18 protein-coding genes are annotated in these 20563 nt (G+C 69.5%); 10 read left to right on the forward strand and 8 right to left on the reverse strand.

Annotated elements, in window-relative coordinates; all coding sequences use genetic code 11:
• Window positions 1-203: 203 nt before the first annotated feature.
• Entirely contained in the window at window positions 204-1928 is a 1725-nt protein-coding gene (gene rny / locus B0I29_RS24760; RefSeq protein ID WP_111651454.1) for a ribonuclease Y, read from the forward strand.
• A 39-nt stretch (window positions 1929-1967) separates the two neighbouring features.
• Here the strand turns inward: rny and B0I29_RS24765 are convergent, their stop codons facing one another.
• The 4 genes from B0I29_RS24765 to B0I29_RS24780 all read right to left on the reverse strand — a co-directional run bounded on the left by B0I29_RS24765 (window position 1968) and on the right by B0I29_RS24780 (window position 5193).
• Window positions 1968-2825: an amino acid ABC transporter permease gene (locus B0I29_RS24765; protein ID WP_111651455.1), complete on the reverse strand. Its 858-nt coding sequence runs from the start codon at window positions 2823-2825 to the stop codon at window positions 1968-1970.
• A complete protein-coding gene (locus tag B0I29_RS24770) occupies window positions 2822-3496 on the reverse strand; it encodes an amino acid ABC transporter permease (RefSeq protein ID WP_111651456.1) in 675 nt (224 codons plus the stop codon). Before B0I29_RS24770 ends, B0I29_RS24765 begins: the two co-directional genes overlap by 4 nt.
• 63 nt (window positions 3497-3559) lie before the next feature.
• Window positions 3560-4420 (reverse strand): glutamate ABC transporter substrate-binding protein, encoded by an 861-nt coding sequence (locus B0I29_RS24775; RefSeq protein WP_111651457.1) that lies wholly within the window; start codon window positions 4418-4420, stop codon window positions 3560-3562.
• Between the two features lie 29 nt (window positions 4421-4449).
• Window positions 4450-5193 carry an amino acid ABC transporter ATP-binding protein gene (locus B0I29_RS24780; RefSeq protein ID WP_111651458.1) on the reverse strand — a complete coding sequence of 248 codons (744 nt, stop codon included), beginning with the start codon at window positions 5191-5193 and terminating at the stop codon, window positions 4450-4452.
• A 129-nt stretch (window positions 5194-5322) separates the two neighbouring features.
• Between B0I29_RS24780 and B0I29_RS24785 the strand changes: the two genes are divergently transcribed.
• Both B0I29_RS24785 and miaB read left to right on the forward strand, forming a co-directional pair.
• A complete protein-coding gene (locus B0I29_RS24785) occupies window positions 5323-5802 on the forward strand; it encodes a hypothetical protein (RefSeq protein WP_111651459.1) in 480 nt (159 codons plus the stop codon).
• A 15-nt stretch (window positions 5803-5817) separates the two neighbouring features.
• Window positions 5818-7323: a tRNA (N6-isopentenyl adenosine(37)-C2)-methylthiotransferase MiaB gene (miaB, locus tag B0I29_RS24790; protein WP_375790600.1), complete on the forward strand. Its 1506-nt coding sequence runs from the start codon at window positions 5818-5820 to the stop codon at window positions 7321-7323.
• A 158-nt stretch (window positions 7324-7481) separates the two neighbouring features.
• Here the strand turns inward: miaB and B0I29_RS24795 are convergent, their stop codons facing one another.
• Window positions 7482-8423 (reverse strand): LysR family transcriptional regulator, encoded by a 942-nt coding sequence (locus B0I29_RS24795; RefSeq protein WP_111651461.1) that lies wholly within the window; start codon window positions 8421-8423, stop codon window positions 7482-7484.
• A gap of 85 nt (window positions 8424-8508) precedes the next feature.
• Between B0I29_RS24795 and B0I29_RS24800 the strand changes: the two genes are divergently transcribed.
• The gene (locus B0I29_RS24800) at window positions 8509-9474 is read left to right on the forward strand and encodes a threonine ammonia-lyase (protein WP_111651462.1); all 966 of its coding nucleotides are present in this window, start codon (window positions 8509-8511) and stop codon (window positions 9472-9474) included.
• 157 nt (window positions 9475-9631) lie between these two features.
• Here the strand turns inward: B0I29_RS24800 and B0I29_RS24805 are convergent, their stop codons facing one another.
• A complete protein-coding gene (locus B0I29_RS24805) occupies window positions 9632-10840 on the reverse strand; it encodes a DUF349 domain-containing protein (protein WP_111651605.1) in 1209 nt (402 codons plus the stop codon).
• A gap of 162 nt (window positions 10841-11002) precedes the next feature.
• Between B0I29_RS24805 and miaA the strand changes: the two genes are divergently transcribed.
• The 3 genes from miaA to B0I29_RS24820 are packed head-to-tail and all read left to right on the forward strand — an operon-like array spanning window position 11003 to window position 13487.
• Window positions 11003-11920: a tRNA (adenosine(37)-N6)-dimethylallyltransferase MiaA gene (gene miaA / locus B0I29_RS24810; RefSeq protein WP_111651463.1), complete on the forward strand. Its 918-nt coding sequence runs from the start codon at window positions 11003-11005 to the stop codon at window positions 11918-11920.
• Between the two features lie 8 nt (window positions 11921-11928).
• A complete protein-coding gene (gene dapF / locus B0I29_RS24815) occupies window positions 11929-12759 on the forward strand; it encodes a diaminopimelate epimerase (RefSeq protein WP_111651464.1) in 831 nt (276 codons plus the stop codon).
• The gene (locus B0I29_RS24820) at window positions 12756-13487 is read left to right on the forward strand and encodes a glycerophosphodiester phosphodiesterase (protein ID WP_181557960.1); all 732 of its coding nucleotides are present in this window, start codon (window positions 12756-12758) and stop codon (window positions 13485-13487) included. The genes dapF and B0I29_RS24820 overlap by 4 nt, the downstream gene beginning before the upstream one ends.
• Window positions 13488-13497: 10 nt before the next feature.
• Here B0I29_RS24820 and B0I29_RS24825 read toward each other — a convergent pair whose 3' ends face one another.
• A complete protein-coding gene (locus tag B0I29_RS24825) occupies window positions 13498-14958 on the reverse strand; it encodes an NAD-dependent malic enzyme (RefSeq protein ID WP_111651466.1) in 1461 nt (486 codons plus the stop codon).
• 174 nt (window positions 14959-15132) lie between these two features.
• Here B0I29_RS24825 and hflX point away from each other — a divergent pair, with 174 nt between their 5' ends.
• A complete protein-coding gene (gene hflX / locus B0I29_RS24830; protein WP_111651467.1) occupies window positions 15133-16545 on the forward strand; it encodes a GTPase HflX in 1413 nt (470 codons plus the stop codon).
• An 81-nt stretch (window positions 16546-16626) separates the two neighbouring features.
• Window positions 16627-18420, forward strand: coding sequence for a hypothetical protein (locus tag B0I29_RS24835; RefSeq protein WP_111651468.1), 1794 nt, complete (start codon window positions 16627-16629; stop codon window positions 18418-18420).
• 63 nt (window positions 18421-18483) lie between these two features.
• Here the strand turns inward: B0I29_RS24835 and lexA are convergent, their stop codons facing one another.
• Window positions 18484-19257: a transcriptional repressor LexA gene (gene lexA / locus B0I29_RS24840; protein ID WP_111651469.1), complete on the reverse strand. Its 774-nt coding sequence runs from the start codon at window positions 19255-19257 to the stop codon at window positions 18484-18486.
• A 742-nt stretch (window positions 19258-19999) separates the two neighbouring features.
• Between lexA and nrdR the strand changes: the two genes are divergently transcribed.
• A complete protein-coding gene (nrdR, locus tag B0I29_RS24845; RefSeq protein WP_111651470.1) occupies window positions 20000-20518 on the forward strand; it encodes a transcriptional regulator NrdR in 519 nt (172 codons plus the stop codon).
• Window positions 20519-20563: the final 45 nt, after the last annotated feature.

Below are 20563 nucleotides of genomic sequence, written 5' to 3' on the forward strand. Positions count from 1 at the left end.
CGCACGGGTGTGTGACGCACCTGCGACAGGTGCGGATGCGGAGATGGAAGGCCAGGGTCGGCCTGCGGCAAAGCGTGAAGAAGCCCGGAACCCGGTGAGACCCGGAACCCCGGTGCCGTCCGTGATCACTGCCTTGGTCGGGCATCCGCAGGATGGCCCGCGCGCGTGCACACCGCGCCGGCGGCGAAGGGAGACGCGGCGAGATGAAGCCCCTGGACTGGGTGCTCGTGATTGCTGTCATCGTGCTCGCCGTGTCGGTGATAGCCGGGCTGGTCCTCGGGGCGCGCGCGCTGCGCCAGATGCAGACCGAGCGTCACGACGCCCACGAGCGTCAGGAACTGGAGGTCGGCGAGGCGCAGGCGAAGGTCGCTGACGCCAACGCCAAGGCCGCGACCGTACGCGCGGAGACCGCCGCCGCGAAAGCGGAGGCCGGCGCCGCCCGGGCTGAGGCCCGCCGAGTTCTGGAAGCCGCGCACAGCGAGGCCGACACGATCCTGGAACACGCCCACCGCCAGGCCGAGTCCGACGCCGAGCAGGTCCGCACGGCCGCACGCCGCTCGGGGGAGCGGGAGATCGCGCTGCTCAACGCCACGGCGAAGGAACATGCCGCCGAGGTCGAGCGCCGGGCCGCCCGGATCGACGAGCGGGAGCGGCTGCACGCCGAGGAGCTGGAGCGGCTCGTCGAGCGCGAGCGCCGGCTCGGCGGCGTGGAGTCGGAACTGGCGAAACGGGAGGCCGCGCTCGGCAAGCGCGAGGCGGAGATCGCCAAGGTCGAGGAGACCAAGCGCCGCGAGCTGGAGCGGATCGCCGCGCTGACCGCGGACACGGCACGGACCGAGCTGATCGAGTCGATCGAGGGGCAGGCGAAGCGCGAGGCCGCGATCCTGATCCGCGACATCGAGACCGAGGCGAAGAACACCGCCGACACCCGGGCCCGGCACATCGTGGTCGACGCGATCCAGCGGATCGCCAGCGAGCAGACCGCGGAGAGCGTGGTCAGCGTGCTGCACCTGCCGAGCGACGAGATGAAGGGCCGGATCATCGGCCGCGAGGGCCGCAACATCCGGGCGTTCGAGTCGACCACCGGCGTGAACCTGATCATCGACGACACCCCGGAAGCGGTGCTGCTCTCCTGCTTCGACCCGGTACGCCGGGAGGTGGGCCGCCTCACGCTGGAGAAACTGGTGCTGGACGGCCGGATCCACCCGCACCGGATCGAGGAGGTCTTCGACAGCGCCAAGAACGAGGTGGAGATCCTCTGCGACCGGGCCGCCGAGGAGGCGCTGGTCGACGTCGGCATCACGAACATCCACCCGGAACTGGTGAAACTGCTGGGCCGGCTGCGGTACCGCACCAGTTACGGCCAGAACGTGCTGAAGCACCTGGTGGAGACCGCGCACATCGCCGGGATAATGGCCGCTGAGCTGGGCCTGGACGTCCCTACGATGAAGCGGTCCGCGTTCCTGCACGACATCGGCAAGGCGCTCACCCACGAGGTGGAGGGCAGCCACGCGCTGATCGGCGCCGACCTGGCCCGCAAGTACGGCGAGCACGAGGACGTTGTGCACGCCATCGAAGCGCATCACAACGAGGTCCCGCCGCAGACGATCGAGGCCGTGCTCACCCAGGCCGCCGACGCGTGTTCCGGCGGACGCCCGGGCGCCCGGCGGGAGAGCCTGGAGGCGTACGTGAAACGCCTGGAGCGGATCGAGGAGATCGCCGGCGGCAAGGTCGGGGTGGAGAAGGTCTTCGCCATGCAGGCCGGCCGGGAGATCCGGGTGATGGTGCGGCCGGACGACATCGACGACATCGGGGCGGCGGTGCTGGCCCGCGACGTGGCGAAGCAGATCGAGGAGGAGCTGACCTATCCGGGCCAGATCCGCGTCACGGTCGTGCGAGAGTCCCGTGTGACGGAGCTGGCCCGGTAAGCCACAAGATCAGCCTGATAAGCCTGATAAGCCACAAGATCAGACAGCGTCGCCGGCCTCGACGAGAGCGGCCGTCCGCGGCGCCTTACCCACCCGCCGGGTCCGTCGCTCCAGCCACCCGGCCAGGGCGGTCAGCGACGAGTTCACCAGGATGAAGATGATCGCGACCACGATCGCGGCCTGAACCACGTTGCCGAAGTTCGCCGCGACGTTGTTGACGCCCATCTGCAGCAACTCGCTGTACGAGATGATGTATCCGAGCGCCGTGTCCTTCACCAGCACCACCATCTGGCTGACGATCACCGGCAGCATCGAGCGGGCGGCCTGCGGGACGAGGATCTCCCGCATCACCTGGCTCTTGCGCATGCCGATCGCGTACGCCGCCTCGCTCTGCCCGCGCGGCACCGCGTAGATGCCGGCCCGGAAGGCCTCGGCCAGCACCGACCCGTTGTACAGGGTCAGGCCGAGCACGACCGCCCAGAAGATCGACATGGGCTGCTCGGTGATGAACGGAACACCGAAGAAGATGAAGAACATCAAGAGCAGCAGGGGTACGGCGCGGAAGAACTCCACGACCGCCCCGGCCGGCAGCCGGACCCACCAGTGGTCGGAGAGCCGTCCGACAGCGAAGACGATGCCGAAGGTCAGCGCGAGGACCATCGCGACCGCCGCCGCGCCGAGCGTGTGGCCCAGGCCCGGCAGGATGTAGTCGGTCCAGGTGCTGGCCGCGGTGAACGGCTTCCAGAGGGGTCCCGCCCACTGGCCCTTCTCGTCGAACCTCGCGTAGATCCAGTACGCCAGCCCCAGCAGGGCGACACCGAAGACCACGGTCAGAACCACATTGCGGATCTTGGCGCGGGGCCCCGGGTGGTCGTACAGCACAGCATCCGTGCTCATCGCTTCACCGCCAAGCGGTTGGCGAGCCAGCCGAAGCCGTACCCGGCCGGGATCAGGACCACCGCGAACGTGCCGGCGAAGACCAGGAAGATCGGGATGACGGCGTCGCCGTTCGCGTTGATGAGTTCCTTCATGGCGTTGGACGACTCCATGAGCCCGATCGTGCCGACGATTGTCGCGTTCTTGGACAACGCGATGAAGATGCTGCCCAGCGGCGCGATCACCGCCCGGCCGGCCTGCGGCAGGACGATCATCGTGAGGGTCTGCCGGAAGGACATGCCGATCGCCCGGGCCGCCTCGGCCTGCCCGGCCGGCACCGTGTTGATGCCGGAGCGGATCGCCTCGCACACGAACGCGGCGGTGTAGACCGAGAGCCCGATGACACCGAGCCAGTAGTTGTTCAGGTCGATCTCGTCCGACACCGAGAAGCCGAGCGTCGAGAAGAGGCCGAAGTAGCAGAAGAAGATGATCAACGTGAGCGGCGTGTTCCGGAAGACGTTCACCCAGGCCGCGCCGAAGCCACGCAGCACTGGGACCGGCGAGACCCGCATCGCGGACAGCAGTACGCCGAGCACGAGAGCGCCCACCGTGGAAGCCGCCGTGAGCTTGAGGATCCAGAGGAAACCCGTCACGTACACGTCGACGTTGTAGGGGTCGGAGAAGACGTCCATCGTCACCTTTCGGCAACAGGTGAGCGGAGCCGGGTCGCCCCGGCTCCGCTCAGGTCAGACAGGTCAGGCGCAGTTGGTGAGCTTGGTGGTGTCCAGCTCCGGCGCCGCGGTGCCGCTCTTGCCGAGCGAGTCGTCCCAGGCCTTCTTGTACGAGCCGTCGGAGGCAGCGGCGGTGAGGATCTCGTTGATCTTCTTGCAGCCCTCGCTGTCGTCCTTCTTCAGGCCGATGCCGTACGGCTCCTCGCTGAACGGCTTGCCGACAACCTTGAACTTGCCGGCGTACTGCTCCTGCGAGGCGTACCCGGCGAGGATGATGTCGTCCGTGGTGACCGCGTCCACCTGGCCGCCGGCCAGCGCCGTCACGCACTTGGAGTACGAGTCGAACTGCTGGAGCTGAGCGTCCTTGTAATCGGTCTGGATCCGCTTGGCCGGGGTCGAGCCGCTGACCGAGCAGACCTTCTTGCCCGCGAGGGACTCCGGTCCGGTGATCGTCGAGTCGACCGGGACGAGCAGGTCCTGTCCGGCGATGTAGTAAGGACCGCCGAAGCTGACGACCTTCTTACGCTCGTCGTTGATCGTGTACGTGGCGACCACGAGGTCGACCTGGCCCTGCTGGATGTACGGCTCACGGTTCGCGGAGACGGTGGTCTTCCACTCGATACCGCTCTCCTCGACGCCGAGACCCTTGGCAATGATCTTGCCGATCTCGATGTCGAAGCCGGTGTAGGTGCTGCCGGTCTGCAGACCGAGGCCGGGCTGGTCGGCCTTGACACCGATCACCAGCTTCTTGTCGCTGGAGGCCTTGCCGACAATGCCGGAGGCGCCGCCGGAGCTGCCGCTCTCGTCGTCTCCGCCGCCGCATGCGGCCACAGCCAGCGCCATGGTCAGGGCGCCGAAGGTAGCTGCCAGTCGGGTGATGCGCATGTTTACGCTCCTCGAAACAGGGGTTCTGGTCAATGCGTCAGGATCTTGGAGAGGAAATCGCGCGCGCGTTCACTCTTCGGATTGGCGAAGAACTCTTCCGGCGGCGCCTGCTCGACCAGCTGGCCGTCGGCCATGAAGACCACACGGTTCGCCGCGTGCCGGGCGAAGCCCATCTCGTGGGTAACCACGACCATGGTCATGCCCTCACGGGCGAGCGAGGTCATCACGTCCAGGACCTCGCCGACCATCTCGGGGTCGAGCGCGCTGGTCGGCTCGTCGAAAAGCAGGGCCTTGGGCTGCATGGCGAGCGCACGCGCGATAGCGACACGCTGCTGCTGGCCGCCGGAGAGCTGGGCCGGGTATTTCTCGGCCTGGTTGGCGATGCCGACCCGCTCGAGCAGGCCCATGGCCCGATCACGGACCACCGCCTGCTTCTCCTTGCGCACCTTGATCGGACCCAGCATCACGTTCTGCAGGATCGTCTTGTGCGCGAAGAGGTTGAAGGACTGGAAGACCATGCCGACCTCGCTGCGCAGCTTGGCGAGCGCCCGGCCCTCCGCGGCGAGAGGCTGTCCGTCGAAAGTGATCGTGCCGGAGTTGATCGGCTCCAGCCGGTTGATGGCGCGGCACAGGGTGGACTTACCGGAACCGGACGGTCCGATCACGACCACGACCTCGCCGCGCGCGACAGACAGAGACACGTCCTGCAGCACGTGCAAGGGTCCGAACCACTTGTTTACGCTCTCCAGCACGATGAGTGCTTCGTCTGTCACCCCTGGTCCATCCACTCGTAGTCGGTTCACTCGAATGGACACACCCTAGGGGGCCGTCCGTATCGGATCGTGTCGAGAATGGTCACGGAGCGGTAACACAGCCCACGCCGGGCGTTAGGGGTGTAGAGCATGGTGGACATGGCGGACGGCCTCTGGAACTGGTGTGTCGCCCAGGAAGTCGACGCTGACCGCGTGGAAGGCGCCTTGGCCGGTGCCCTGGAGCGGCGTGTCGGCGAGATCGAGAACGCCCTGCCCGGCGCGTTGATGACAGACGTCTACCGCGTCGGTGGTGACTTTCCGACACTCGTCGATGTCTACCTGGCGCCCTCGGACGTGGCCGAGGAAACCATCGCGAGCGCCGTCGCGGTCCGGCTGGGTGCCGCCGTCCTGCTCCCCGACGACACGCTCAACCCGTCACGGTACGTACTCGCCGAGCCGGACGGGACGCTCCGGGCCGTGCACGTGGCCGAGGTGGAGACCGACGACGGCCCGGAGAGGCGGCATGTCCGCCCCTGCACCGGCTCCGACCCGGCGTGCGCCTCGCCGGGCGGATGTGACCGTTCGCGCTTCAAGCCCGACCCGACGCGGGAACGGCCGACGCCGGTGTAACGGGTAGCCTGGTCAATTGCCATGACTACCGAAACGCAGGGCAGCACCCGCACGTACGACGTGCGCACGTACGGCTGCCAGATGAACGTCCACGACAGCGAGCGGATCTCCGGCCTGATGGAGGACGCCGGCTACGTGCGCGCCGTTGACGCTGACGCCGCCGACATCGTGGTCTTCAATACCTGCGCGGTACGCGAGAACGCCGACAACCGCCTCTACGGCAACCTCGGCCGGCTGCGCCCGACGAAGCTGGCGAACCCCGGCATGCAGATCGCGGTCGGCGGCTGCCTCGCGCAGAAGGACCAGGGCGACATCGTCAAGAAGGCCCCCTGGGTCGACGTGGTCTTCGGCACCCACAACATCGGCTCGCTGCCGGCCCTGCTGGAACGCGCCCGGCACAACGAGGAAGCCCAGGTCGAGCTCCTCGAGTCGCTCGAGGTCTTCCCGTCCACGCTGCCGACGAAGCGCGAGTCGACGTACGCCGGCTGGGTCTCCATCTCGGTGGGCTGCAACAACACCTGCACGTTCTGCATCGTCCCGTCGCTGCGCGGCAAGGAGAAGGACCGCCGCCCCGGCGACATCCTCTCCGAGGTACGCGCACTGGTCGCCGAGGGCGTCCTCGAAGTGACCCTGCTCGGGCAGAACGTGAACTCGTACGGCGTCGAGTTCGGCGACCGTCTCGCGTTCGGCAAGCTGCTGCGCGCCACCGGCGAGATCGAGGGCCTGGAGCGGGTCCGCTTCACCAGCCCGCACCCGAAGGACTTCACCGACGACGTGATCGCCGCGATGGCCGAGACGCCGAACGTCTGCCACTCGCTGCACATGCCGCTGCAGTCCGGCTCGGACCGCGTGCTCAAGGCGATGCGCCGCAGTTACCGCCAGGAGAAATACCTCGGCATCATCGAGAAGGTCCGCGCCGCCATGCCGGACGCCGCGATCACCACGGACATCATCATCGGCTTCCCCGGCGAGACCGACGAGGACTTCGAGCAGACCCTCGAGGTGGTCCGCCAGGCCCGTTTCTCCAGCGCGTTCACGTTCCAGTACTCGAAACGCCCCGGCACTCCCGCCGCGACCATGGAGGACCAGCTGCCCAAGGTGGTCGTCCAGGAGCGTTACGAGCGCCTGATCGCCGAGCTCGAGGACATCAGCTGGTCGGAGAACAAAAAGCGGGTCGGCGAGAAGGTCGAGGTCCTGGTCGCGGTCGGCGAGGGCCGCAAGGACGCGCACACCGGCCGGATGTCCGGCCGGGCCCGCGACGGCCGCCTGGTGCACTTCGCGACCGGCGATCTGACCGGCCCTTCGGCCCCGCGTCCCGGCGACATCGTCGAGACCGTCGTGACCTACGCGGCCCCGCACCACCTCAACGCCGACGGCGCCCCGCTCTCGCACCGCCGCACCCGCGCGGGCGACGCCCACGAGGCCGGCCGCACCCCCAAACTCAAAGGCGTCTCCCTGGGCCTGCCCACCCTCGGCGTCCCGGCCCCGCTCCCCGCCGCAACAGAGGGCTGCGCCCTTTAACCCCTTTTGAGTACGCCCAACGGGGCTCGCCACAAAGCCCCAACCCGTACCGCAGCCCGAGCCTCTGACGCCCCTCCCCCCGGCGCCCGCCACCACCGGCCCCGGCGCCCCCTCACGCCCAGACCATTACCCCACCCGCCCACAGGTCCAGCTCGTGCTCACGGTCGCGCAAAGCCCGAATCAACGACCGCAAGCACAAGCCGGCCGGCCGCTGCGGTGTGGGCGGCGGTTACCAGGTGATCCAGCAGTGCCGCTGTTCCGGGGGGATCGGGTGGGTCGCCGGCCACGGCCACCGAGATGCGGCGGCCCGGGCCCGGCAGCGGCACCACCCGGACCCGCGGATTGCGGTGGGCGGCGAGCGCCAGCGCGGGCAGCGTGGTGGCACCCATCCCGGCGGCCACCAGCGCCTGTACGGCCACGTAGTCGTCAGTGGTGAACCGGATGTCCGGTGTGAACCCCTCGGCCGCACACGCGATCCTCAGCCGCTCCTGGCAGCGTTCACAGCCGCCGATCCATGGCCGGTCCCGGTGGTCGGCCAGCCGGTCACCGGTCCAGTCCGCCGGAACCACGAGGTGCGCCGCCTCCTCCATCACCGTGACCACCCGGAGCCCGGCAAAGCTGGAGGAGACGAGCCCCGGGACGGCGGACAGGTGCTCGAAGACCACTGCCGCCTCGACCTCGCCGTTTCGCAGCAGGCGCACCGCCTCCGGTGGCTCGGCCTCGGTGAACCGCAGGTCCACCCCCGGGAACGCCGCGGCGAACGATGCCGCCGCCACCGGTACGAACGTGCCCAGCGCCGACGGGAACGCCGCGAGCCGTACCCGTCCGCTTCGCAGCCCGGTGTGTGCGGCCAGTTCGGATTCCGCGGCGGCCAGCCGGCCCAGGATCTCCTCGGCCCGGTCGGCCAGCAGCCGGCCCGCTTCGGTGAGGCGGATGCCCCGGCCGGCCCGCTGGATCAGCTGGCTGCCGGTCTCCGCCTCCAGCCGGGCCAGGTGGTGGCTGACCGACGGCTGGGCGTAATGCAGGGCGCGGGCGGCCGCGGTGACCGAGCCGTGCCGGGCCACCGCGACCAGGACGGTGAGCCGGGTGACGTCGAGCATCGGGTCAACCTATCAATCGGATCTATGGGTATTCGAGGGCTTTGACATTGGACCTATGGATAGGGGAGGGCTGACGATCGAAGCCATGGAACCGACTCTCGCCGACGTGCGCGCCGCCCGGACCCTGCTCGCCGGTCACCTGCCGCCCACGCCGATCTGGTCCTACCCGCTCGTCGACCGGGTCGCCGGGGCGAACGTGCTGGTCAAGCACGAGAACACCCAGCCGGTCGGAGCGTTCAAGGTACGCGGCGGATTGACCCTTTTGTCGAACATGACAGAGGCCGAGCGCTGTCATGGCGTTGTCACCTACTCCACCGGTAACCACGCGCAGTCGATCGCGTACGCCAGCCGTGTCTTCGGGGCGCCGTGCACTGTCGTCATGCCGGCGAGTGCCTCGGAGAGCGCGACGAAGAAGGTCGAGGCGTGGGGAGCGCGGGCCGTCCGCACCGGTGACTCGCTGGAGGCCGCCGAGCGGTACGCCCGCGAACACGCCGCCGAGACCGGCGCCCGCCTGGTCAGCCCGGGTGACACGCCGGAGCTGATCGCCGGGGTCGGCACGCTGTACCTGGAGATCCTCGAAGCGCACCCGGACCTGGACGCGATCGTGGTGCCGGTCGGCAGCGGCACCGGCGCGGCGGCCGCCTGCCTGGTCGCGGCCGAGCTGGCGCCGGGCTGTGAGGTGATCGGCGTGCAGTCGTCGGCGTCACCGGCAGCCCACGACTCCTGGCGTGCGGGAACGCTTGTCGAGCGCCCGAACCGCACCGCCGTGGCGGGCCTGGCCACCGGCCGGGGGTACGCCCTGCCGCAGCGGATGATCGCCGGCCGGCTGAGCGAGTTCCTGCTGGTCACCGACGACGAGATCAGCGAGGCCCGCCGCCTGCTGGCGACCGCGGCGCACACGCTCGCCGAGGGCGCCGGAGCGGCCGCCCTGGCCGCCGTGCTGACCCACGCGAAGCTCTTCGCCGGTCGCCGGGTGGCCGTCGTCTGCACCGGCGCCAACGCCACCATCGCCGAGATGTCGAGCCTGGTGCCCTCGGCCATGCACCGATAGCGAAAGGCGCGCAGCGGCCTAGCGTCGCAGGGGCGTCGCGGTGGGTGCCACGGGCGTCCTGCGAAACGCGTACCAAAAGCGCGAAGGCGGCAGGCCAACGGCCTGCCGCCTGATTGCGCAGATGGAGCTAGATGGAGCTGGTTGGAGCTGGTTGGAGCTAGTTCGCCTGCTCGGCGAGAGCGAGGAACTGGCGCTTGGACGCCAGGGCCTGCTCGGCCTCCTTGATCCGGCGGTTGTCGCCGGCCGCCTGGGCGCGGGTGAGGCGCTGCTCGGCCTCGGCGACCTGGTCACGCATCTGGCGCAGCAGCGGGTTGTCCTGCGGGCTGGTCTTGCGCCAGGCCGAGTCCATCGCCACGCGGATGCGCTCCTCGGCGGCCCGCCAGCGACGGTCGAGCGAGGCGGACGCCTCGCGCGGCACGCGGCCGGCCTCGTGCCAAGCGGCCTGGGCGTCGCGGAGCTTGTTCTGTGCGGCGCGGGCGTCGGAGTCGACGTCGAGCGCCTCCACCTCGGCGAGGATGGCGTGCTTGCGGTCCAGGTTGCCCTGGTACTCGGCGTCGCGGGCGGAGAAGACCTCGCTACGCCGGGTGAAGAACGCGTCCTGAGCGGCACGGAAGCGTTCCCAGAGGCGCTGCTCGGCCTCCTTGGCGGCGCGGGGCGCCGACTTCCACTCGGTCATCAGCTCCTTGAGACGGTTTGCCGTCGACGACCACTCGGTCGACTCGGCGAGCGTCTCCGCTTCCTTGACCAGGTCTTCCTTGGCAGTCTGAGCCTGCTTGCGCTGCCCGTCGAGGGTGGCGAAGTGCGCGCCGCGGCGACGGGTGAAGCCGTCCCGCGCGGTCGCGAACCGCTTCCACAGCTCGCCGTCGGTCTTCTTGTCGACGCCGCGGATCGTCTTCCACTCGTCGAGGATCTCCTTGAGACGGTCGCCGGCCGTTTTCCAGCCGGTGGCGTCGGCGGCGATCTTCTCCGCCTCCTCGACGAGGGCGGTCTTGCGCGCGAGGGCCTCGGTGCGGGCCACCTCGCGGGCGGCACGGGCCTCGCCGGCTTTCTCGTCCGCGAGGGTGGAGAGGCGCTCCAGCCGGGCCACGAGGCCGTCGATGTCGCCGACCACGTGAGCCTCGTCGAGCGTGGTGCGAATCCGTTTCACGCTGCTCAGGGAGTGGGCCGCGTCCGCCGCGCCCGACTTGAGGCGAGCCTCGACGAGGTCGACCTCGGTCACCAGGTCGGCGAATCGGCGGGCGAAGTGTGCAAGACCCTCCTCCGGCGTACCCGCCTGCCAGGAGCCGACCACCCGGTCGCCCTCGGCGGTCTTCACGTACACGGTGCCGTCGGCATCCACGCGCCCGAAGGCCGTCCAGTCGTTCATCAGCTCATCCTCGTTCTCCCGGCGCCGTCGGACCTGAACCCGGCCCGCGGCCACCGCCACAGCGCAGTGAATGCCAACCTTCCCACCGGCATTCTTTCTCGCGCATTGTCACAGGTCCAACCCGGTTAGGGGAAAGCTCCCGCCAACGACCGTGACACAACGGTGTCCTACCGTTGTCAAGTGCCGTCCCCAGCAGGTCATCGAGTGGTCACCGTCGTCGGCCCGACGGCGGCCGGCAAGTCCGCCCTGAGCATCGCTCTCGCCCACGAAACAGGTGGTGAGGTGGTCAATGCGGACTCGATGCAGCTTTACCGGGGCATGGACATCGGCACCGCCAAGCTGAGCGTGGCCGAGCGTGACGGCGTGCCGCACCATCTGCTCGACATCTGGGACGTGACCGAGCCGGCGGCGGTCGCCGAATATCAGCGGCTGGCCCGCGCGGCCATCGACGACATCCTCGGGCGAGGCAAGGTTCCGCTGCTCGTCGGGGGTTCCGGGCTGTATGTGCGAGCCGTTCTGGAAGATTTCGAGTTTCCTGGGACGGATCCCGCGATTCGGGCGCGTCTTGAGGCGGAGCTGGCGGCCGGCGCTCCGCTATATGCGCTTTTAACGGAAAAGGACCCGGTGGCGGCCGCGAAGATCCTGCCCTCCAACGGCCGCCGCATCGTCCGCGCCCTCGAAGTGATCGAGCTGACCGGGCAGCCCTTCACCGCGTCGCTGCCCGACCCGGCGCCGGTCTACGACTCCGTGCAGATCGGCGTCGACCGGGATACCGCCGCCCTCGACGAGCGGATCGCCCTGCGGGTCGATCTGATGTGGGAAGCCGGCCTGATCAAGGAGGTCCAGGGCCTGACCGGGATCCGGGACGGCCGGACCGCGTCCCGGGCGCTCGGTTACCAGCAGGCTCTCGCCCAGATCGACGGCGAGCTCACCGAGGACCAGGCGAAGGACGACACGGTTCGCGGCACCCGGCGCTTCGTCCGCCGCCAGCGGTCCTGGTTCCGCCGCGACCCCTCGACCACCTGGCTGGACGGCGCCTCGCCGACGCTGGTGGCCGACGCCCTCACTGTTGCGCGATGATGGGCGGCGTGCGTTTCACCAAAGGTCATGGGACCGGCAACGACTTCGTGATCCTGCCCGATCCGGACGGCGAGCTCGCGCTCACGCCCGAGATCGTGGCGTCGCTCTGCGATCGCCGCCGCGGGATCGGCGGCGACGGCGTCCTGCGGGTGGTGCGCAGCGCCAAACACCCCGAGGCCGCCGGTCTCGCCGGCGAGGCCGAGTGGTTCATGGATTACTGGAACAGCGACGGCTCGATCGCCGAGATGTGCGGCAACGGCGTCCGCGTCTTCGTCCGATACCTCCTGGACAACGATCTCGCCACGGCAGTCCCTGCGGGCCTGCCGGTGGCGACGCGAGCCGGGATCATGGTCGCCCTGGTCAGCGCGGACACGATCAAGGTGCGGATGACAACCCCGCGTGTGTACGCCGGAAGCGCGGCCACCGTCGGTTCCCTGACCCTTCCGGGTGTCGCCGTGGACTGCGGCAACCCGCACCTGGTCTGCGGCCTGCACGACGGCGTGTCGCTGGCCGGCCTGGACCTGCATCGTGAGCCCGCTTTCGACGCCGGCGTGTTCCCGCACGGGGTGAACGTCGAGTTCGTCGAGCAGGCCGAGCCGGTCAGCGGCGTGGACGGCCACGTCCGGATGCGGGTGCACGAGCGCGGCTCCGGCGAGACCCTGTCCTGCGGCACCGGCGCGCTCGCGGTCGGCGCGGTCGCCCTGCGCGACCGGGGCCTGTCCGCCGGCTCGATCGCCGTGGACGTGCCCGGCGGCCGGCTCATCGTGACCCACGACGAGGCGGACGGCTGGTGGCTGGAGGGCCCGGCCGTGCTGGTCGCCACCGGTTCGGTGTTGTGACGCTGCATCGCGTGGCCCACCGGGGTTACGCGGCGGCCGCGCCGGAGAACACCCTGCCCGCCTTCGAGGCCGCGGTCCGGGCCGGCGCCACGTTCGTCGAGTTCGACGTACGCGTCACCGCCGACGGCGTGCCCGTGGTGATCCACGACCGGACCGTCGACCGCACCACCACCGGCCGGGGCCGCGTCTGGGACCTGCGCTGGGACGAGATCGCCGCGCTGGACGCCGGCGTGCGGTTCAGCCCGGCGTTCGCGGGTGTGCGGGTGCCCGCCCTGGCCTCGGTGCTGGACCTGCTCGCCCCGGCCGCCCCCGAGCTGCTCGTCGAGATCAAGCCGCCGGCCACGCTGGACGAGGTGAAATCGATCATCGCCCAGCTGGCCGAACGCGACCTGCTGGACCGCACGGTGGTGCAGAGCTTCGACCCGGACGTGGTGCGCAAGGTCCGCGACGTCGCCCCGGACGTGCGGCGCGGGCTGCTGTTGTTCCGCTTCGACGCGGAGACGGTCCCGCTGGTCCGCGAGCTCGGCGTGGTCCTCTGCAACCCGCCGGTCGACGACGCGCTACGTCTGCGTGAGGTGACCGCCGAGCTGGCCGAGGCGGGGGTGGGCGTGATGCCCTGGACGGCGAACGACCGGTCCCGCTGGCCGGAGCTGGTGGAGGCGGGAGTGGCCGGCCTGATCACCGACTACGTCGGCGAACTGACCGGCTTCTCGCTCACGATCCGCTAGGCCGGGTTTTCTAGAAGATGCCCTCCGGGGCCTTGTCGAGCTCCGATTCCGGTACCGCAGCCGGGTTCTGCGGCGCCGGAGTGCCCCGGACCACCGCCCGGATCGCCGCCGCCACCGCCGGGGTCACCCGCTGGTCGAAGACGCTCGGCACGATCACCGTCGGGTTGAGCTTGTCCTCGCCCACCACGTCGGCGATCGCCCGGGCCGCCGCGAGCGCCATCTCCTCGGTGAACGCCTCGGCGCTCACGTCGAGCATGCCGCGGAAGACACCGGGGAACGCCAGCACGTTGTTGATCTGGTTCGGCTGGTCGGACCGCCCGGTGGCCACGATGGCCGCGTGCTTGCGGGCCTCCCGCGGGTCGACCTCGGGGTCCGGGTTGGCCAGCGCGAACACGATCGACTTGTCGGCCATCTTGGCGATGTCGTCGCCGGTGAGCAGGTTCGGGGCGCTGACGCCGATGAAGACGTCCGCTCCGGCGATCGCACCGGGCAGGTCCCCTGAGTAGCCGGCCTTGTTCGTGTTCTCGGCCAGCCACTGCCAGGTCTCCGACATGTCGGGCATCCCGCGGTGCAGGGCGCCCTTCCGGTCGTACGCGATGATGTCGCCCACACCCTGGCGCAGCAGGAGCTTCATGATCGCGGTGCCGGCCGCGCCGGCGCCGGAGACCACGACCCGGACGTCCTCGAGCCGCTTGCCGACCACCCGCAGGGCGTTGGTCAGCGCGGCCAGCACGCAGATCGCGGTGCCGTGTTGGTCGTCGTGGAAGACCGGGATGTCCAGCAGCTCCCGCAGCCGGGCCTCGATCTCGAAGCACCGCGGCGCCGCGATGTCCTCCAGGTTGATCCCGCCGTACGCCGGAGCGATCGCCTTCACGATCGCCACGATCTCGTCGGTGTCCTGGGTGTCCAGGACCACGGGCCAGGCGTCCACGCCGCCGAACCGCTTGAACAGGGCGGCCTTGCCCTCCATGACCGGCATCGCCGCGGCCGGCCCGATGTTGCCGAGGCCGAGCACGGCCGAGCCGTCGCTGACCACGGCCACGGTGTTGCGCTTGATGGTGAGGCGGCGGGCGTCGGCCGGGTTCTCGGCGATCGCCATGCAGACCCGGGCCACACCCGGCGTGTACGCCATGGACAGCTCGTCGCGGTTCCGGAGCGCGACCTTGGAGCTGACCTCGATCTTGCCGCCCAGGTGCAGGAGGAAGGTCCGGTCGGAGACCTTGCGGACGTCGACGCCGTCCTGGTCCTCGAGTTGCTTGACGACCTGGTCGGCGTGCGCCGCGTCAGCGGTGTCACAGGTCAGGTCGACGATCACGTGGGTGGGGTCGGAGTCCACGACGTCCAGCGCCGTCACGATCGCCCCGGCCTCACCCACACAGGTGGTGAGGCGGCCGATGGACGAGGCATCCGCGGTAACGGCAATGCGAATCGTGATCGAGAATCCTGCGCTCGGCAGGCGGGTGGTCACCACGGTGTTCCCTCCGACGTTGGTGGGTGAGTCTCCGCATTGTCGCTCTTGCGGAATAACGACCGCTGCTGCGGTGGTTACTGAGTAGTCAGTTTCCGACAGCCAGAACGTCCGGGTCGGTTATGTGGATGCGCCCGTCGCCGGGACGTGCCACGATCGGGCCGGAGGAGGTCACTTTTGCGAAACACCTACCAGGCACCCGTGCTGGACGAGCCCGACCTGACCACCGGTGAGCTGGAGCTGGAAGAGCGGCACTCGCTGAGGCGTGTGGCGGGTCTCTCCACGGAGCTGACCGACGTCACCGAGGTCGAGTACCGACAACTGCGACTCGAACGTGTCGTTCTGGTCGGCGTCTGGACCGAAGGCAGCGTCGCCGATGCGGAAAACTCGCTGGCCGAGCTGGCCGCCCTCGCCGAGACCGCCGGATCACAGGTGCTCGAGGGCCTGATCCAGCGGCGCAAGCAGCCCGACGCGGCCACGTTCATCGGCCGCGGCAAGGTCGACGAGCTGCGCGACGTGGTCATCATGACCGGCGCCGACACCGTCATCTGTGACGGTGAGCTCTCGCCCTCGCAGCTGCGCAAGCTGGAGGAGCAGGTCAAGGTCAAGGTGGTCGACCGGACCGCGCTGATCCTCGACATCTTCGCCCAGCACGCCAAGAGCCGTGAGGGCAAGGCCCAGGTCGAGCTGGCCCAGCTGCAATACCTTCTGCCGCGACTGCGTGGCTGGGGTGACTCGCTGTCCCGCCAGGGCGGCGGCGCCGGTGGCGGTTCGGGTGGCGGCGGTGTCGGCACGCGTGGTCCCGGTGAGACCAAGCTCGAGACCGACAAGCGGCGGATCAACACCCGCATCTCGAAGCTGCGCCGCGAGATCAAGAACATGAAGACGGTACGCGAGACCAAGCGGTCCCGCCGTGCCGCGAGCGGCATCCCGGCCGTGGCCATCGCCGGTTACACCAACGCCGGCAAGTCGAGCCTGATCAACCGGCTGACCCAGGCCGGTCTGCTGGTGGAGGACGCGCTGTTCGCCACCCTCGACACGACCACCCGGCAGACCGCAGCGGAGGACGGGCGTCTCTACACGCTCTCCGACACTGTCGGTTTCGTCCGGCACCTGCCGCACCAGATCGTGGAGGCGTTCCGCTCCACGCTCGAGGAGGTCGCACAGGCCGACCTGGTGCTGCACGTCGTGGACGGTGCCCACCCGGACCCCGAGGGTCAGGTCAGCGCGGTCCGTGAGGTGCTCGGTGAGGTCGGCGCCGACCGGATTCCCGAGCTGCTCGTGGTCAACAAGGTCGACGCGGCCGACGAAGAGACAAAGCTGCGGCTCAAGCGGACCTGGCCGGATGCCGTCTTCGTGTCGGCGCGATCCGGAGCGGGCATCGAGGAGCTGCACAAGGCCATCGCCGATCGGCTGCCCCGGCCGGCCGTCGACTTGACGATCCTGCTGCCGTACGACCGGGGTGACCTGGTGGCCAGGGTGCACCGGTCCGGTCAGGTGATCCAGTCGCGACACCTGGACGACGGCACTGAGCTGCGCGTACGGGTGGACGAACATCTCGCCTCCGACCTGGACGCTTTCCGGCTGTGAGGCGATGGCCTCACAGGTGCTCCCACCAGCGTTGATCCACACGTAATACCAACGGGCGACGCCGCATGCGACACTGTGCGGATGCGGCGTCTCGTCTTCTCGATCATCGTGGCTATGGGCTTCGTGATGGTCGGTTCCTCCAGCGCGTCGGCTGAGGACCCGACACCCGCGCCGACGGTGAGTGCCAAGGCGACCCCGGGGAAGAAGCTCTGCAAGATCACCGACAAACGGCTCGATGAGATCTCCGGGCTGGTGGCGACGAAGACCGGGTACGTCGTGATCGACGACGGCACCGATAATTCCGCCAAGGAAAAGATCTTCTTCCTCAACAAGAAGTGCGCCGTCACCAAGGAGCAGGAATACAGCGGTGACGGCCCCTTCGACACCGAGGACATGGTCCTGTCGCCGGACGGCAAGACGCTCTGGATCGCCGACATCGGTGACAACGGCGTCCGCGACGAGGACCCGAAACCGCGTCCGACCATCTCGATCTGGAAGATGGCGGCCGACGGTTCCAAGAAGGCCCAGATCTACCGGATGACGTACCCGGACGGTGACGCTCACGACGCCGAGGCCATCCTGATCGACAAGGACGGCCTTCCGCTGGTCATCACCAAGGAGATCGGCGTGGCGGCCGGGGTCTACAAGCCCTCCGCGCCGCTGGTGGCGAAAAGCGCCGACGGCGTGCCGATGACGCGGGTGGCCGACCTCACGGTCAACGCCACCGAGACGGCCGGCAACGCGGTGGCCCGGATCGGCAACAAGACGATCACCGGCGGAGCGATGGCTCCCGGTGGGGCCAAGGTCGCGCTCCGCACCTACACCGACGCGCTCGAATGGGACGTCACGAACGGCGACGTGCTGGCCGCTCTGAAGAATGAGCCCCGCACGACCGGCCTGCCGAACGAGCCGTTCGGCGAGGCCATCTCGTACAGCGCGGACGGCAAGACGTTCCTCACCGCCTCGGACATGAACGGCGACACCGAGACCGTCAGCTACATCCGGGAGTACACGCCGGCCACCGAGATCGCCGAGATCTCGGAGAAGTCCGGGCAGAGCGCCTCGGGCGGCTCCTGGTACTCGAACCTGACCGTCAACGACGTGACCTACATGGTCGCCGGCGTGGGTGGTCTGGGTCTGCTGCTGGTGGCGGCCGGTGTCTTCGGCATCGTGCGCTTCCGCAAGTCCCCGCAGGCGACCGCGGCCGCCGAGGCCGACGACCTGTCCGGCGGGCTGAACACCGACGACCCGGAGACCGAGCTGATCGGGGTCGGCGGCGTGCCGCAGCGCGGCGCCGCGGCGTACGGGCGGCCCGGTGGTGGCGGTGGCGGCCCGGTCTACGGCGCCCAGTCCGGTCCTCCGGCCGGCGCCGGCGGCCCTGGCCCGCAGCGGGGCGGGCCCGGCGTCTACAGCGGTGCTCCCGCGGGTGCGCCGGCAGGCGCTCCGGCCGGCGGCGGCCAGTACGGCCGGCCCGGTGGGCAGCAGCCTCCCCGCGGACCGCAGCAGGGCGGACCGCAGCAGGGCGGACCCCCGCAGCGTGGTCCCCAGCAGCAGCCGCGTGGCCCGCAGCAGGGTGGTCCGCAGCAGGGTGGCCCTCAGCAGCCGCGCGGTCCGCAACCGCCGCGTGGGCCCCAGCCTCCGCAGCGTGGTCCCCAGCAGCAGCCGCCGCGTAACCCGCAGCAGGGCGCTCCGCGTGGCCCTCAGCAGCAGCCGCGGGGGCCGCAACAGCCTCCCCGTGGGCCGCAGCAGCAACAGCCGCGTGGTCCGCAGCAGGGTGGGCCCCCGCAGCGTGGTCCCCAGCAGCAGCCTCCGGGCCGTGGCGGCGGCGGTGGCGGTGTCTACGGCCGCCCTGACGACCAGGATCACCGCCGATAGAGCTTCACGACGAAGGGCCGGTCCCACTGGGACCGGCCCTTTTCGCGTACCCAAAGGGGTTTTTCAGACGCGGCGCAGGACGGCCACGACCCGGCCCATGATGGTGGCGTCGTCGCCGGGGATCGGGTCGAAGGCGGGGTTCGCCGGCATCAGCCAGACGTGCCCGTCCCGCTGGCGGTAGCTCTTCACCGTGGCCTCGCCGTCGATCATGGCGGCCACGATGTCGCCCGCCTCGGCGGTGGGCTGCTGGCGGACCACCACCCAGTCGCCGTTGCAGATCGCCGCGTCGATCATCGAGTCGCCCTTGACCTCGAGCATGAAGACCTCGCCCTCGCCGACCAGCTCGCGCGGCAGCGGGAAGAACTCCTCGACGGACTGCTCGGCGAGGATCGGGCCACCGGCCGCGATCCGGCCGACCAGCGGAACGTACGCCGGCTGGGGGCGGGCGGCGCGCAGGGCCTCGTCGTCGACGAGCTCACCGGGCACGCGGACGTCCACGGCGCGCGGCCGGTTCGGGTCGCGGCGCAGGTACCCCTTGGTCTCCAGAGCCTTCAGCTGGTACGCCACGCTGGACGGGGAGACCAGGCCGACCGCCTCGCCGATCTCGCGCACGCTCGGCGGGTATCCGTACTTCTCCACCCAGTCGCGGATGAACTCCAGGATCCGGCGCTGGCGTGCGGTCAGGTCGGTGGCGACGGCCTCGGGCACGTTGCCGACCGGGGTGACCGAGCGCAGCTGGGGCGCGTCGCCGCTGCGGCCCCGGCTCGGTGTGCTGCGGCGGCGGATGGCCCCCGGGCTCGGTGGTTGCTGTTGGCTCGTGCGGTCGTCGGTAGGCACGTCCCCGCCCTCCCTGTCGGCCAGTGCCTTCCGGCACGTGGTGCGTCGCGGACCCGGACCGACGTTGTGGGGATGACGTCCGGCCCGGCTGACCCTCTTGACGGAAAACCGTAATAGGGAGATGCGACTTATTCAAACATCTGTACGAGTTTTCTCCGGCGTGTCGCGCCTCAAGGCTCGACTTCCGTACTCCTGTTCTGATAGACCGTCGTACGGGCGTTCTATCGAACGGGTGTCCGAGAAGGGGAGTCGTGATGGTTTCCAGTGGGATGCGACACGCGCCGCAGCCGGTGCGGCTCACCAGGCGTGGCCGGGCGGTTCTGCTCGGCGCCTATTTCCTTCTGGCGGTTCTCGCGAGTGTCGTGTTGTTCACTGGCGCTTCGCAAGGTTGACCAGCGATCTTCGGTGTCCCTTGGTGGTCGCCGGACGGGTGGGTCGTCCGTTTCATCGGCACGTCATGTCACCCTTGCCCGCTGCGGCGAGTGATTGTGACATCACCCCTGGTGGTGATGTTGAAAAACTCGGCGCGTCGGCACGTTGCTGAACTTGCGTCGGCGTCCGCCGGGGCCTAGCGTCTACCCCAACATCTAGTGGTTACACGGATGTAAGTCATCCACAGGTTGGGTTTCCCTCTCCCCGGTTATCCACATGCCGTCCACAGCCTCGCGTTGGTCTCGACCATGGCGAAGCTGTGCTTCTGTGTGTCCGGAGCCCGTCGGGAGGAAGCCGGAGGGGGTCAGCGGTGCGTTGCCCGTACTGCCGTCACGCCGATTCGCGCGTGGTCGACTCACGAGAGGCCGACGACGGTCAGTTGATCCGTCGCCGCCGGTCGTGTCCCGAGTGCGGCAAACGTTTCACCACGGTCGAGGAGGCGGTCCTCGCGGTGGTCAAGCGCAGCGGCGTCACCGAGCCCTTCAGCCGTACCAAGATCATGAGTGGTGTCCGGAAGGCCTGTCAGGGCCGTCCCGTCGACGAGGACTCGATCGCGCTGCTCGCGCAGCGGGTGGAGGAGACCGTCCGGGCCAAGGGCGCCGCCGAGATCCCCAGCCACGATGTGGGCCTGGCGATCCTCACGCCTCTGCGTGAGCTGGACCAGGTGGCTTATCTGCGGTTCGCGAGTGTTTATAAAGCGTTCGACTCTCTGGACGAATTCGAGAAGGAGATCGCCGCGCTCCGCGACGCGCCCGCCGTCAGGGAACCCGGGACGCGACATGCCGTCGCGCCGCGGTCCGGCTCGCGGGCGCCCAAGCTCAACAGCTGATCAGTTCGACGACTGATTCAGCCGGCAATTCAGCTACACCTTTCC

It is taken from the genome of Actinoplanes lutulentus, assembly GCF_003259845.1.
In the GTDB taxonomy this organism is placed as follows: Bacteria; Actinomycetota; Actinomycetes; order Mycobacteriales; family Micromonosporaceae; genus Actinoplanes; species Actinoplanes lutulentus.

What these genes read in the sequence shown, in the direction of transcription:
- rny (WP_111651454.1), top strand. Translation starts at nt 204, where the DNA reads ATGAAGCCCCTGGACTGGGTGCTCGTGATTGCTGTCATCGTGCTCGCC.
- B0I29_RS24765 (WP_111651455.1), bottom strand. Translation starts at nt 2,825, where the DNA reads ATGAGCACGGATGCTGTGCTGTACGACCACCCGGGGCCCCGCGCCAAG.
- B0I29_RS24770 (WP_111651456.1), bottom strand. Translation starts at nt 3,496, where the DNA reads ATGGACGTCTTCTCCGACCCCTACAACGTCGACGTGTACGTGACGGGT.
- B0I29_RS24775 (WP_111651457.1), bottom strand. Translation starts at nt 4,420, where the DNA reads ATGCGCATCACCCGACTGGCAGCTACCTTCGGCGCCCTGACCATGGCG.
- B0I29_RS24785 (WP_111651459.1), top strand. Translation starts at nt 5,323, where the DNA reads ATGGTGGACATGGCGGACGGCCTCTGGAACTGGTGTGTCGCCCAGGAA.
- B0I29_RS24795 (WP_111651461.1), bottom strand. Translation starts at nt 8,423, where the DNA reads ATGCTCGACGTCACCCGGCTCACCGTCCTGGTCGCGGTGGCCCGGCAC.
- B0I29_RS24800 (WP_111651462.1), top strand. Translation starts at nt 8,509, where the DNA reads ATGGAACCGACTCTCGCCGACGTGCGCGCCGCCCGGACCCTGCTCGCC.
- B0I29_RS24805 (WP_111651605.1), bottom strand. Translation starts at nt 10,840, where the DNA reads ATGAACGACTGGACGGCCTTCGGGCGCGTGGATGCCGACGGCACCGTG.
- B0I29_RS24835 (WP_111651468.1), top strand. Translation starts at nt 16,627, where the DNA reads ATGCGGCGTCTCGTCTTCTCGATCATCGTGGCTATGGGCTTCGTGATG.